The following is a 13521-nucleotide window of genomic DNA, read 5'->3' as shown; positions in this document are numbered from 1 at the left end:
GTCGTCGTTGTGTGCGGGGCATGGCGGGTGAACGTTATTGAAATGGTGCGGAATTGGATGGTATCGGTCGTTGCGTGACGTGGAATCGCCTGCGGTGATGCGGTGTTGTGTCGTTCGCGTGCGCGAACGACGATTCCGCCTGCGGCGGGTCACCTCATCCGTCCGGCATGGCCGGACACCTTCCCCTCAAGGGGAAGGCGGCATATCGCTATTTGCCCGTATAGGTAAGAGCCGGCTTCCCCTTGAGGGGAAGCTGTCGGCGCAGCCGACTGATGAGGTGACCCGCCGCAGGCGGCCGTTTTCGCTCCAGCGAAAACGAACCATTGCATTGCCGCAGGCGATTCCATATTTGCTGATTTCATCTCCGCCTATATGCCCTCTCCAGCCCTCATTCCCCATGCCGTCAGGCCTCCCGGTCGCATCGATCGGGAGGTTTTCTGTTATCTACCCAACTATTGACCTATGTAAATCATAGATAAATCTGTTAATAACTGCGAAATAAATAGGTGGTTTGCTGTAAGCATTAGGGAAAACGCAGTAAAGGAGTTGGCTATGACAACGACGATCGATGAAGCCCGAATCAAGGAACTCACCGAGAAGGAAGGTGAAAAGCTCAACGCCAAGCTCGGCAAGTCCCATGAGATGTACGACCGCGCTCGCAAGCACCTGTGCAACGGCGTCGCCTCCTCTTACCAGCTGCGCGATCCGTGGCCGATTTACGTGGATCGCGGCCAGGGCGCTAAGATGTGGGACGTCGACGGCAACGAATACTACGACTTCAACAACGGTTTCGGCGCCATGCTGCAGGGCCACGCCAATCCGATCATCGCCGAGGCAGTCAACGACCGCTTCTCCAAGGGCTCCCACTTCGCCATGCCCGACTGGGACGACGTGGTGGTGGCCGAGGAGCTGACCGAGCGTTTCGGTCTGCCGAAGTGGCGCTTCAACAATTCCGGCTCCGAATCCACCATGGACGCCATCCGCATCGCCCGCGCCTACACGCACCGCGACCACATCATGAAGATCTTCGGCTCCTACCACGGCCACCACGACGCCGTGATGATCTCCATCTCCGAGGACTACAACAACATCGGCGACCGCTACCACCTGAAGTCCCTGCCGTACGGCGCGGGCATCCCGAAGGCCACCGTCGAACTGACCGTTCCGGTGCCGTTCAACGATCTCGACGCGCTCGAGCACCGCATCGAGGAGATGGAGGCCGCCGGCGAGGCCCCCGCTTGCCTCATCATGGAGGCCTGCCTGATGAACATGTCGATCGTGCCGCCGGAACCCGGCTACCTTGAGGGCGTGCGCGAGGTGACCAAGAAGCATGGCATCGTGCTGATCTTCGACGAGGTCAAGACCGGCCTGACCGTTGGCCCTGGCGGTGCCACCAAGCTCTTCGGCGTGACCCCCGACATGGTCACCATCGCCAAGTCGCTGGCCGGCGGTCTGCCCTCCGGTGCCATCGGTGGCAGCGACGAGGTCATGAGCGTGGTCGAGGATGGCTCCGTCTACCAGGTCGGCACCTTCTCCGGCAACCCGCTGTCCATGGCCGCCGCGCGCGCCAGCCTCGAAAAGGTCCTCACCCCCGCGGCCTACGAGCATCTCGACCGCATGAACCAGCGTCTGATGGACGGTTGCAGTGCGATCATCAGGAAGTACGACTTCCCCGGCTACGCCCAGGGTTTCGGCGCCAAGGGCTGCGTCACGTTCTCCCCGCACAAGATCACCGACTACGTGAGCTTCCGCAAGGGCCAGAACGCCGCCCTCAACCAGCTTGCATGGCTGTATCAGGCCAACCGCGGCGTCTACATGGCCCCCGGTCGCGAGGAGGAATGGACTCTGTCCGTCGCCCATGACGAGAAGGCCTGCGACACCTATCTCGCCGCCTTCGAGGAAATGGCCCACGACCTCGCGGACTGAACAACTGGGCAATAACATGACAGGACTTGCTTGAAGCGTCGTAAACAATCCTCTCTCCGACGTTTCGGGCTGGGTTAATGAGAATTGCAGCGTCTCGACGGGGTTCGAATCCCTGTCGAGGCGTTTTTCGTGTCTGCCTTATGTCGTATTTGCGTAATTCGCGCGGTCCGGCGGGTATGTCGCGGCTTGACGGAGGGTTGTCATGATTCCGCGCAACCTGGCTTGCTGTAATCCAGACCGGCGCGTATAATCCCATAGGTTCCGGTTCACGTTATGCCATTGGGGCATGACGACCCGGTCCTGAAATAGATCCTAGGAGTAATCATGCAGCAGGGTATTCATCCCGAATACGTGCCCACCGAGGTCGTGTGCTCGTGCGGCAACACCTTCGTGACCCGTTCGACCATCACCTCCGGCCACATCACGGCCGACGTGTGCGCTAAGTGCCACCCGTTCTACACCGGCAAGCAGAAGATTCTGGACACCGGCGGTCGCGTGGCTCGCTTCGAGCGTCGTTACGGCAAGAAGGCCAAGTAGCAGACGTTACAACGCCAGTCCCGTTTCGGACCCTCGCGGTCCGGCCGCGGGGCTGGCGTTTTTGTATGCTTGAACGAGGTTGTGCACAGCGGATCCGTGCACGGTAAGGTCTGCAAAGAGAACGGAAAGCGAACATGGCGGAAGAATTCCCGGCGGCGAAGACCGCGGTTGACGAATACCACAAGATCGAACAGGAAATGAGCCAGCCCGAGGTGGCGTCGAACCCCGAGAAGATGCGTAAGCTCGGTCGTCGTCATGCCGAGCTGAGCGTGATCGTTTCCGCTTACCAGCGTTACAGGACGCTCAACGACGACTATGAGGCCGCCAAGGAGATGGCGTCCGAAGACCCCGACTTCGCCGACGAGGCGAAGCGTCTGGAAGCCGAACTGCCGGAAGCGCGTGAGAAGCTGCGCACCGCGTTGATCCCGCGCGATCCCGACGACGCCCGTGACACGATCATGGAGATCAAGGCCGGCGCCGGCGGCGAGGAGGCCGCGCTGTTCGCCGGAGACCTGCTGCGTATGTACACGCGATACGCGGAACGTCGTGGCTGGTCGTGCGAGATCCAGAGCCAGAACGGTACCGAGCTCGGCGGCGTCAAGGATGTGCAGATCGCCATCCGTGCTAAGGGCACCGTGGCTCCTGCAGACGGCGTGTGGGCGTCGCTCAAGTATGAGGGCGGCGTGCACCGCGTGCAGCGCATTCCCGTCACCGAATCGCAGGGTCGTATCCAGACGTCCGCCGCCGGCGTGATCGTCTTCCCCGAGGCCGACGACGATGACGACGAGATCGAGATCGATCCGAAGGATCTGAAGATCGATATCTTCATGAGTTCCGGCCCTGGCGGTCAGTCCGTGAACACCACGTACTCCGCCGTGCGCATGACGCATATCCCCACCGGCATCGTGGTGAGCATGCAGGACGAGAAGTCGCAGATTCAGAATCGTGCGGCCGCGCTGCGTGTGCTCAAGTCCCGACTGCTCGCCATGAAGCACGAGCAGGAGGCTGCCGAGGCCGCAGACATGCGTCACTCCCAGGTCCGTTCGCTCGACCGTTCGGAGCGTATCCGTACGTACAACTTCCCGGAGAACCGCATCGTCGACCATCGCACCAACTACAAGGCGTACAACCTCGACCAGGTGCTTGACGGTGATCTGCAGGCCGTGATCGACTCCGACATCCAGGCAGACGAGGCAGCCCGCCTCGCCCAGGCCGACAAGCAGTAAACCCCAATCGCATTGGCTCCCCTCACTGAGGGGAGCTGTCACCATAGGTGACTGAGGGGAGCCACGCCCACGTATCAGCCACGTTAGTGCGATCACACTAGGGAAAGAGAGGGGATTCCATGCCGGACACCATTGCGCAGCTGCTGCATTCCGCAGCCGTGACCCTGCGAGCCGCCGGCGTGGACACCCCCGAGCACGACGCGAAACTGCTGCTGGCGCACGCGGCCGGAATCGAACCGCGTGACATCGACATGCTCACGCTCATGGGACGCGACCTGCCGGAATCGTTTGCCCCCGCCGCATACGATGCGATGATCGCCCGCCGTGCCGCACGCGAGCCGCTGCAATACATCGTCGGCACCGCGCCGTTCCGCTACCTCGAGGTGGAGGTCGGCCCAGGCGTGTTCATTCCGCGTCCGGAAACCGAGATCGTGGTGCAGACCGGACTGGACTGGCTGACCGACAACGACATTCGCGCCCCGCGGGTGGTGGATCTGTGCGCGGGCAGCGGCATCATCGGCCTGTCCGTGGTGAGCGAGATGCCTGCGAGCGAGGTGTGGGCGGTCGAACTCAGCGAAACCACATACGCGTGGACCGATCGGAACCGCAGGAAGATCGCATCCGAATTCCCCGGCGTGGGGGAACGGTACCACCTGATTCTCGGCGATGCGACGGCCCCCGAGACGCTGCGCGATCTCGATGGCACCGCTGATCTGGTGATCACGAACCCCCCGTACGTGCCCGAATCCGAAATTCCCGAACAACCCGAAGTGCGCGATCATGACCCTGACCTCGCCCTATACGGCGGCTCAGCGGACGGACTACGCATTCCCGAGCGCATCATCGACCGCGCGGCGACATTGCTGCGCGACGGGGGAGCGCTGGTGATGGAACACGACATCAGCCAGGGTGAGGCCCTACGCGACTATGCGTTGGCCCACGGATTCAGCGAGGCCCGTACCGGCGATGATCTCACCGGTCGGCCCCGCTACCTGTTTTCGTTGAAATAATACGGCTACCGCGCTGTGCCTACCGTGTTGTGCCTACTGCGCGTAATCCTGCAGTTCCGCGGCATCCGCGTCCGAGATCGTCTTGATCACGCGCGCCGGATTGCCCACGGCCACGGAATTCGCCGGAATGTCCTTCGTCACCACAGCGCCCGCGCCGATCACGCAGCCATCGCCGATGGTCACACCACCCAGCACGGTCACATTACCGCCGAACCAGCAGTTCGAACCGATAACGATCGGCTTGCCGTACTCATAGTCGTATGCGGTGCCATCCTCGCGCGTGCGTACGTTGCGATCCTGCCAGCGCAGCGGGTGCATCGGCGGCAGCAGTGACACGTTCGGTCCGAACAGCACATCGTCGCCGATCGTCACCGGAACGCAGTCCAGCACGGTGAAGTTGAAGTTCGCGAACACGCGCTTGCCGATCGTGGTATGGCATCCATAGTCGAAGAACACCGGACCCATCACGTCCAGATTCTCGCCATGGTTCGGCAGCAGCTCGTTAAGAACGGCCGCGCGGGTCTCGGTATCGTCGCGGGACAGGCCGTTGAATTTGGTGCACAGGTCACCGGCCTTGCGGCGCATGGCATCCAGTTCCGGATCGGACACGTCATACAACTTGCCGCTGAGCATCTCCTCGCGCTCGCTGGCGCGCGGGGTGCGCAGCTCGACTGGCGGATACTTCGACTGTGCATTTGGGGTGTTCTGCGTATTCGTCTGCGTGGCTTCGTCGCTCATGGGGTACTTCCTTGTCATATCGTGCGGTCTATCGAACGCAACGCATTGCGGTGTATGGTCGTGCGCCGCATGTGTACGTTCGTACGCATCTTCTTGAACGGTCTAAATCATAGCACTTCCGGATCGTCATCTGTATTGCTTTATCTGAATTGTGAGCGTGCACATCGTTAGTTTGTGACTACGTACGTGCATAATGGATGCGTTTTCGTGAGCGTTGATTAAAGCCGGTCAATATGAATGACTCGGTGAGGTCCAGATGACGTTTCCGATGGACTCCTAGGACCATGCGAGGTGAAGTATATGGCACGAATCATGCCGATCGACGAGCGGTCGCTGACGTTGGCGGCCGAGCTGGTACGAGCGGGAGAGCTGGTGGTGCTTCCCACGGATACGGTGTATGGCGTGGCCTGCGATCCGCGGAATGCCGATGCCGTGGACCGCGTATTCAAGGCCAAGCGCAGACCTCGTGCCAAATCGTTGCAGGTGCTGCTGTCGTCCGTTGACGACATCGACGCGCTGGGGCTCGACCTTCCCGTTCCTCTGGATCGTCTTTCCCGGGCGTTCCTGCCGGGAGCGTTCTCGCCGATCTGCGTGGCGCGTGACGAATGCACGCTCGCCACCGTGCGGGTGGATCCCCATGCGCATCCGGCGCGTACGCAGGGCATTCGCGTGCCGAATTCGGACGACACCCTGCGCATACTGAGGGCCACGGGCCCGCTGGCCGCGTCCAGCGCCAACCTTTCCGGCCATGATTCCGCACAGACCGCACAGCAGGCGGCCGCTGATCTCGGCGATGCGATTGCCTTGTATCTTGACGGCGGGCCCACTCCGGGACCACTGTCGAGTACAGTGGTGGCGTCGGATCCGCACGGCCGTGACGGTATCGCCATCCTGCGCGAGGGAGTGATACCTCAGGCCAGCATTCGAGAGACGCTGCATGATCCGCAGTACGGTCTCGGCTCGCGGATGCCGATGTGAACGACGACGGAGGTATTACGGCGTGAGGATCTACTTTTTCATCGCGGCCATCGCCGGCGGCGCAACGTTTCTGCTGACGCCGCTCATCAGACATCTCGCCATAGAATTCGGCGCGGTGGGCGAAGTCCGCGCACGAGACGTGCACAAGGTACCCACCCCTCGCATGGGCGGCGTGGCCATGATGCTCGGCTTTCTGGTATCGATGTGCTTCGCCAGCCAGTTGTCGCTGACCGAAGGACTGTTTCACGATAATCTGCAGCCGGTGATCATCTCCATCGGCGCCGTGCTGATCTGTCTGCTCGGCGTATGCGACGACCGTTGGGATCTTGATTGGATGCTCAAACTGTCCGGGCAGCTCATCATCTCCGTATTCGTGGCGTGGGGCGGCCTGAAGGTCGTCTCGCTGCCGTTCGGTTCGCTCGTGGCCACGTCGCCGAGCATTTCCATGGCGGTCACGGCCATACTGATTGTCGCGTCGATCAACGCGGTGAACTTCGTGGACGGTCTCGACGGTCTGGCGTCCGGCATCGTGGCAATCGGCGGCATCGCATTCGCCATCTACTCGTACATCATCGCGCGTAACTCGCCCAGCTACGCGTCCATGGCCACCATGATCGACGTGGCATTGCTCGGCATATGCGTGGGCTTCATTCTGCATAACTGGCATCCGGCCAAGCTGTTCATGGGCGATTCGGGCTCCATGCTGCTCGGCTATCTCGTCACCTGCGCGTCGATCGTGATGACCGGCCGTCTTGACCCGACCACTATTCATGCGAGTATCTACCTGCCGGTGTTCATGCCGATCCTGCTGCCGATCCTGGTGTTGTTCCTGCCGGTGCTCGACATGATTCTGGCCATCGTGCGCCGCGTGAGCAAGGGGCAGTCGCCCATGCACCCCGACCGTATGCATCTGCATCACCGTATGCTGCGCATCGGTCACAGTGTGCAGGGGGCCGTGCTGATCCTGTGGGGATGGGCTGCATTGATTTCGTTCGGGTCGATTATGATTCTGTTTTTCGAGGCGCGATACGTCGCCATCGGATTTGTGATCGCGGCGATACTGCTCACCGTGGCCACGCTGTATCCGTATGCCCGACACCGCATTCCCGAGATCAGGGAGGAGAACGCGGCGCTGGCTGCGGCCCGCGCGATGAACGGCCGTCCGAAACACAGCACGGATACCGTGGCTGAGGAGGACAAGGCGCCGACGGGAGGAAAGGCATAGACATGTCGGAAGATACGAACGTGAATACCGATGAGAAGACCGCTGCGGCTGCGGACGCCAAGACCGGCGATGGCGGTCGTCGTCTGTTCGCCAAGCCGCGTCGTGCCGGCGAGGAGACCGTATGGGATCTCATGTATCGTGCGATCTATCAGAGCGTGATGTTCCTGCTGGTGTTCGCCGTGCTCAGCGCCATCGCCGGATACATGTTCTCCGGCATTCTGGGCGTATGGTCGGCACTAGTGGCCATCGTGGCGGTGGTGCTGCTGTGCCTGACGAATCCGGTTCTGGTGGCGGTGCTCAGCCGTATGCATCTGCGCCCCGCCGCCTACCTGACATGGTTCCTGCTTGGATGGATGGTCAAGATCGGCATCGTGGTGGTGATCCTCATGGGCGTGCAGCACGCCTCGTGGCTCAATCCGAAGCTGTGCGCGGTCTTCATGCTGATCGGCGCGGCCGTGATTCTGGCCGCCGAAATCCATACGGCCGCCACGTCGCGCGTGCCGTACGTCGATCCGCCTACGAAGCGTGACCGTGACGACGACTGACCGGTATCCGATTCTGTTGCCGTAGCGAATCGATCGAATCGGAATCAACTGGATCGTCTGCGCCGTCCCGCCCGATACTTGGGTGCGGGCGGCGCTTTTTCATACCGTCGACAATGGCGTCGGGGCTACAACACACGAGTTTGCAGAGGTCTATATGGCACTATAAAGTGACTTTATGGCTTCTAACACTTCTGTAGAACAAGAGTCCCTTTACAATCCCGTAGCAGCACCGTTCCAGCAGATTGGTCTGGCCTATGACGATGTACTGCTTCTGCCGAATGAGACTGATGTCATCCCCTCTCAGGTCGATACCACCACTCGACTGACCCGTGGCATCACCATGAAGTCCCCGGTCCTGTCTTCCGCCATGGATACGGTCACCGAGGCACAGATGGCCATCGCGATGGCGCGTAACGGCGGCATCGGCGTGATTCACCGCAACCTCAGCATTGAGGATCAGGCGAATCAGGTGGACATCGTCAAGCGCAGCGAGTCCGGCATGATCTCCGACCCGCTGACCGTGCACCCCGACGCCACGCTCGCCGATCTCGACAAGCTGTGCGCCGCCTACCACGTGTCCGGTCTGCCGGTCGTGGACAACGACGATCATCTGGTCGGCATCATCACCAACCGTGACATGCGTTTCATCGCATCCGAGGACTACGACCGCCTCAAGGTGGCCGACGTGATGACCAAGGATAACCTGGTCACCGGTCCGGCCGACATCTCCAAGGAAGACGCTCACCGTCTCCTCGCTCAGCACAAGGTCGAGAAGCTCCCCCTGATCGACAACAACGGCAAGCTCGCCGGTCTGATCACCGTGAAGGACTTCGTGAAGACCGAACAGTACCCGGACGCCACCAAGGACGAGCAGGGTCGTCTGCGCGTGGCTGCCGGCATCGGCTTCCTCGGCGACGCCTGGCAGCGCGCCACCGCCCTCATGGAGGCCGGCGTGGACGTGCTCGTGGTCGACACCGCCAACGGCGAGGCCCGTCTGGCCCTCGACATGATCCGTCGCATCAAGGCCGATCACGCCTTCGATGGCGTGCAGATCATCGGCGGTAACGTGGCTACCTACAACGGTGCCAAGGCCATGATCGAGGCCGGCGTCGACGCCGTCAAGGTGGGTGTGGGCCCCGGCTCCATCTGCACCACCCGCGTGGTGGCCGGCGTTGGTGTTCCGCAGCTCACCGCCGTGTACGAAGCCGCCCGCGCCTGCAAGGAAGCCAACGTGCCGTGCATCGCCGACGGTGGCATCCACTACTCCGGTGACATTGGCAAGGCTCTGGTGGCCGGCGCCGATTCCGTGATGCTCGGTGGCCTGCTCGCCGGCTGCGAGGAGGCTCCGGGCGAGAAGGTGCTGCTGCACGGCAAGCAGTACAAGCTCTACCGTGGCATGGGCTCGCTGGGCGCCATGGCTCCGCGTGGCAAGAAGTCCTACTCCAAGGACCGCTACTTCCAGGCCGACGTCACCAGCAGCGACAAGGTCGTTCCGGAAGGCGTCGAAGGACAGGTGCCCTACCGCGGACCGCTCAACTACGTGCTGTACGAGCTGGTCGGCGGCCTGCACCAGACGATGTTCTACGTGGGTGCCCACAACATCGCCGAGCTCAAGGAGAAGGGCAAGTTCATCCGCATCACCGACGCCGCGCTGCGTGAATCCCACCCGCACGACATCGTGATGACTAAGGAAGCTCCGAACTACACTGGCTTCCACAGCTGATCCCCGGTCGTTCTCCCGGCATCAACGCCGTTATGAGAACGACCTGAACACGGCATAACAAATCGCCGCCGACGATCTCACCCGAGACCGCCGGCGGCGATTTGTCATATATCAGGTATCGGTGGAAGCAAGCTCCCTCTGATGAGGGAGCTGTGACAGCGGCAAAGAGGGAATAACGAGCTCCCTCTGATGAGGGAGCTGTCATGGCAAAGCCATGACTGAGGGAGAGACCTCCGACGGGAGAGATCTTCGACCGGAATCCCCGCAGAGCGACCTGATCTTACGCGAACCAGAAACCCTTGAAGTCGTACTTGAACACACGATAGATGAACGCGGTGTTGATCTTCATGGTGTAGTCGCGCAGCAACGTGCCATCGGCGGTGTACACGCACCACGTGCCCTTGATGCCCGATTCGGTGACGATCGTACCGTCCTCATATTCCTCGGCGCTGCTGATGTAGCCGGAGAACGGCACCTCGAACCTGCTGACCAGCGAATAGGTTCCGGCGTTCTCGTCCACCAGATACTTCTGGAAGTACGAATGAACGTCGGTGGCCGTGCTGTTGAGCTTGGTGACCATGCCGGGGATCTGCGACCAGTCGTAGTCGTTCGTGGCGCTCACGCCACCGTTGTTGTTGAACATGTAGATGTAGTACTGGCCGTCGGGCAGCGAATCATCCTTCACATAGGTGACGGTGTGCTGGCCGCCGGAACTGGGGAAGTCGCCGATCTTGGTGAGATTGTAGTTCGCGTAGTCGGTCTCATCCCAGAACGTCTTCTCGCCGATGATGTACTTGAGCGTGGGGGAGGTGCTGACGTTGTCGATCTTGATGATCGACGACGTTTCACGCGAACTGACGATGATGCTGTCGTCGCCCACGTACTGGATGGTGTTGAGGTGGATCCAATCCCATGAATCGGAACCGCTGTCGGTGGATGTGGCCTTGGAATTCGCGTCGTGCTTGGTGGTGGACTTGTAGTCGCCGAGCAGATCGCCCATGTCGACCAGCAGCGTGGTCTTGCCGGTGGCGAGGTTCACGCGCACGATGCGATCCTGCACGGTATTGCTCTTCATGTCGGTGGCGAGTACGAGCAGATCACCGCTGTCGTCGAACACGTAGTCGTGGTGCAGAATGTACTGGTCGCCGAGATTATAGAACTTTTCGATGCGGCCGAGATTGTTCATGGCCACGATGTCGTGCGTGGACGCACTGAAGTACATGAGTCCGTCGTTGAAGACGAGACGCTGCGCACGATAATAGAGGATCGGGATTTCGCCGCGGAGCACGCCATAGTCGTCGTACAGGTAGATCAGATCCTGTTCATTGCTGTCGTTGCCGAGCACGGCATACAGGCCATTGCCCACCGTACCGGCGTATTCGGTTTTGGAGCCGGTCTGGGTGACGGACCGTTCGAGCTGCACCTGTTCGTCACCGATCGTGGCCGCGGCCTTCTTGTGAATGGTGCGGGTGACGGTACCGCCGTTCTGCGAGGTGAGCGTGATGGTGATGTCGTTGTCCTTGCCGGGGATGAGTCCGATGACCTGGAATTCGTGCGTGGTGGAATAGTCATCGCCGCCGGCCGGGGTTGCTGAGAAGTCGGGATAGTCGGTGCTCGGAGTGCTCACCGTGTAGGAGACCTGGGTGACGTCATCGGTGGTGAAGTACACGTACAGTGACGTGGTGTTGGTGCCGTATGGGTTCTCCTCGACCAGCATGTTGTCGACGGTCCATCCGCCACGGGCCTTCTTCGTGTCCAGAGTGCTTTGCGCCTGCTCCTGATAGTCCTCAGTGTAGATCTTCTCGATTTTTGCGGATACGTCGGAGTCGGCCGACGCGGTGCCGGAGGAAGCAAACGTGACGATGCCCATGATCGTAGCCAGAACTACGACGGCGATGGCACTGCATACGGTCTGAACCGTGGTTTTCATGGCGTGGCCTTTCGGAACATGGATGTTGGATTCACGGGGGAGCCGGATGCGGAATCGGATCGGGAATCGCTATAACCAGAGGTAATGTACGGCGACTGGCTCCGTCGGTTCTGGATTGTTCCTGAAGGAAGCATGAAAAAATAAGCCAAAAATTCTAATAGTCAAAACCGAATGGCCGCAATCATCTCTACGGATGATTTTACGGCGTAACGGTGGAAATATGAAAAAGCCCCTCGTGGTCTTGTGGACCTTGAGGGGCTAGGGGGAAGGAGGAAGAAACGATACGTTCTATAGGGGTGGAGGTGAGGCTCCGACATTGCCGGAGCCTCACTGGGTGTTATTTGACGCGCTTGATGCCGAGGACCGAGATGGCGGCGATGGCGGTCATCACGATGGCGGTCGGGAACACGAAGTTGTAGGAACCGGTGGCGGCGACGATGCTGGAGGTGATCGCCACGCCGATGGCCTGACCGGCGCAGGTGGCGATGTTCATGAAGCCGAGGTCCTTACCGGCGGTCTCCTTGTTCGGGAGCACGTCGACGTTCAGAGCCTGATCCACGGAGAGGTACATGCCGTAACCGAAGGAGGCGATGCCGCCGAAGAGGAACATACCCATCTGAGTCGGGAAGATCCACGGCATGGCCAGACCGATGGCGAACACGATGCAGGCGACGGCGATCGGGGCCTTGCGGCGGTGGAGGGCGTCGGCGATCGGGCCGGAGATCAGGGATGCGATCATGGAGGCGACCATGGTGAGCACGGAGATCACGGACATGGACACTGCGGCCTGCTTGGTGGACTCGCCGATGTGGTCGGTCAGGATGTACAGCTGGTAGCTGAAGATCATCTGGTAGGCGACGATGAGGCAGGTACGGCAGATGAACGCGCGGTAGAAGTCACCGCAGTCCTTCAGCGGCGGGGTCAGGGATTCGACGATGACCTTCCAGGTGGACTTGCTGGTGTCCTTGACCATGTCCTTGGAGGAGGGCTCGCGAGGAGCGATGACGACGGCGAGCACACCGGCGGCAAGAGCGCACAGACCCGTGCAGATGAAGCCGACTTCGACGTTCTCGATGAAGCGGGAGCCGATCAGGGTACCAATGCCCTGGCCGATCACGCCGCCGCCGCCGATGGCCGCGGACACGGTTGCGCGGGACTCTTCCTCAACGCGGTCGGAGATCAGGGCGTAGATAGGTGCCTGCACCATGTTCAGGCCGACGAGGGCGATGACGTAGAAGACGCCGATCAGCACGGCGGTGGACGGGCGGCTCAGCGACCAGAAGCAGATGCCGTAGATGAACGCGCCGGTGAAGATCCACGGGGTGCGCTTGCCCCAGCGGGAGGCGGTGCGATCGGAGAGGGCGCCGATGAACAGTGCGATGAAGATGGAGGCGATGGAGCCTGCCGAGTTGATGGCGCCGAGGGCGGCGGTCGATTCGGTGGCGCCCATGCCGAGGTCGGCACGCAGACGCTGCGGCACGAGCACGGACATGGTGCCGAAGAACGCCACACCGGAAAGGATGGCGAAGGCCATGAAGCCGGCGGTGTAACGCCACTTATTGACCTTGTTGGGGCTCTTGGGAGCCACTGTTGCTGCTGTCATTGTTTTTCTCCTCTTTGAGATCGGTTATTGAGAGGGAAGAATGGATGGATGGGGGTCGTGCCGGGTGGGGATGGGAAGAA

General features: G+C 61.0%; 11 protein-coding genes. 8 read left to right on the top strand and 3 right to left on the bottom strand.

The window, feature by feature from the left end; translation table 11 throughout:
• Positions 1-552: 552 nt before the first annotated feature.
• The 4 genes from D2E23_RS03390 to prmC all read left to right on the top strand — a co-directional run bounded on the left by D2E23_RS03390 (position 553) and on the right by prmC (position 4699).
• Positions 553-1926, top strand: a complete 1374-nt coding sequence (locus D2E23_RS03390; RefSeq protein WP_126029584.1) for an aspartate aminotransferase family protein — start codon at positions 553-555, stop codon at positions 1924-1926.
• Positions 1927-2250: 324 nt separating this feature from the next.
• Positions 2251-2463 carry a 50S ribosomal protein L31 gene (rpmE, locus tag D2E23_RS03385; protein ID WP_093959848.1) on the top strand — a complete coding sequence of 71 codons (213 nt, stop codon included), beginning with the start codon at positions 2251-2253 and terminating at the stop codon, positions 2461-2463.
• Between the two features lie 134 nt (positions 2464-2597).
• Positions 2598-3689 carry a peptide chain release factor 1 gene (gene prfA / locus D2E23_RS03380; protein ID WP_126029583.1) on the top strand — a complete coding sequence of 364 codons (1092 nt, stop codon included), beginning with the start codon at positions 2598-2600 and terminating at the stop codon, positions 3687-3689.
• 119 nt (positions 3690-3808) lie between these two features.
• Positions 3809-4699, top strand: a complete 891-nt coding sequence (prmC, locus tag D2E23_RS03375; protein ID WP_126029582.1) for a peptide chain release factor N(5)-glutamine methyltransferase — start codon at positions 3809-3811, stop codon at positions 4697-4699.
• Positions 4700-4732: 33 nt separating this feature from the next.
• Here the strand turns inward: prmC and D2E23_RS03370 are convergent, their stop codons facing one another.
• Positions 4733-5437: a sugar O-acetyltransferase gene (locus D2E23_RS03370; RefSeq protein WP_241227191.1), complete on the bottom strand. Its 705-nt coding sequence runs from the start codon at positions 5435-5437 to the stop codon at positions 4733-4735.
• Positions 5438-5737: 300 nt separating this feature from the next.
• Between D2E23_RS03370 and D2E23_RS03365 the strand changes: the two genes are divergently transcribed.
• The 4 genes from D2E23_RS03365 (at position 5738) to guaB (ending at position 9908) form a co-directional block, all read left to right on the top strand.
• Positions 5738-6415 carry an L-threonylcarbamoyladenylate synthase gene (locus D2E23_RS03365; protein WP_126029581.1) on the top strand — a complete coding sequence of 226 codons (678 nt, stop codon included), beginning with the start codon at positions 5738-5740 and terminating at the stop codon, positions 6413-6415.
• Between the two features lie 22 nt (positions 6416-6437).
• Positions 6438-7640, top strand: coding sequence for an MraY family glycosyltransferase (locus D2E23_RS03360; RefSeq protein WP_126029580.1), 1203 nt, complete (start codon positions 6438-6440; stop codon positions 7638-7640).
• Positions 7641-7642: 2 nt separating this feature from the next.
• A complete protein-coding gene (locus D2E23_RS03355; protein ID WP_126029579.1) occupies positions 7643-8185 on the top strand; it encodes a Cg1360 family ATP-synthase-associated protein in 543 nt (180 codons plus the stop codon).
• Positions 8186-8360: 175 nt separating this feature from the next.
• On the top strand, positions 8361-9908 hold the full coding sequence (gene guaB / locus D2E23_RS03350; protein ID WP_126029578.1) for an IMP dehydrogenase: 1548 nt from the start codon (positions 8361-8363) through the stop codon (positions 9906-9908).
• Positions 9909-10188: 280 nt separating this feature from the next.
• Here guaB and D2E23_RS03345 read toward each other — a convergent pair whose 3' ends face one another.
• Entirely contained in the window at positions 10189-11838 is a 1650-nt protein-coding gene (locus D2E23_RS03345; protein WP_126029577.1) for an aryl-sulfate sulfotransferase, read from the bottom strand.
• A 337-nt stretch (positions 11839-12175) separates the two neighbouring features.
• Positions 12176-13441: an MFS transporter gene (locus D2E23_RS03340; RefSeq protein WP_126029576.1), complete on the bottom strand. Its 1266-nt coding sequence runs from the start codon at positions 13439-13441 to the stop codon at positions 12176-12178.
• Positions 13442-13521 lie beyond the last annotated feature (80 nt).

This window comes from Bifidobacterium callimiconis, assembly GCF_003952005.1.
GTDB lineage: Bacteria > Actinomycetota > Actinomycetes > Actinomycetales > Bifidobacteriaceae > Galliscardovia > Galliscardovia callimiconis.
The sequence above is the reverse complement of the archived record's forward strand: the minus strand, read 5'-3'. Positions and strand labels throughout refer to the sequence as shown.

Excerpts from the sequence above, each read along its gene's own strand:
- prfA (WP_126029583.1), top strand. The coding sequence starts at position 2,598 with ATGGCGGAAGAATTCCCGGCGGCGAAGACCGCGGTTGACGAATACCAC.
- rpmE (WP_093959848.1), top strand. The coding sequence starts at position 2,251 with ATGCAGCAGGGTATTCATCCCGAATACGTGCCCACCGAGGTCGTGTGC.
- D2E23_RS03340 (WP_126029576.1), bottom strand. The coding sequence starts at position 13,441 with ATGACAGCAGCAACAGTGGCTCCCAAGAGCCCCAACAAGGTCAATAAG.
- prmC (WP_126029582.1), top strand. The coding sequence starts at position 3,809 with ATGCCGGACACCATTGCGCAGCTGCTGCATTCCGCAGCCGTGACCCTG.
- D2E23_RS03345 (WP_126029577.1), bottom strand. The coding sequence starts at position 11,838 with ATGAAAACCACGGTTCAGACCGTATGCAGTGCCATCGCCGTCGTAGTT.
- guaB (WP_126029578.1), top strand. The coding sequence starts at position 8,361 with ATGGCTTCTAACACTTCTGTAGAACAAGAGTCCCTTTACAATCCCGTA.
- D2E23_RS03370 (WP_241227191.1), bottom strand. The coding sequence starts at position 5,437 with ATGAGCGACGAAGCCACGCAGACGAATACGCAGAACACCCCAAATGCA.
- D2E23_RS03365 (WP_126029581.1), top strand. The coding sequence starts at position 5,738 with ATGGCACGAATCATGCCGATCGACGAGCGGTCGCTGACGTTGGCGGCC.
- D2E23_RS03355 (WP_126029579.1), top strand. The coding sequence starts at position 7,643 with ATGTCGGAAGATACGAACGTGAATACCGATGAGAAGACCGCTGCGGCT.
- D2E23_RS03390 (WP_126029584.1), top strand. The coding sequence starts at position 553 with ATGACAACGACGATCGATGAAGCCCGAATCAAGGAACTCACCGAGAAG.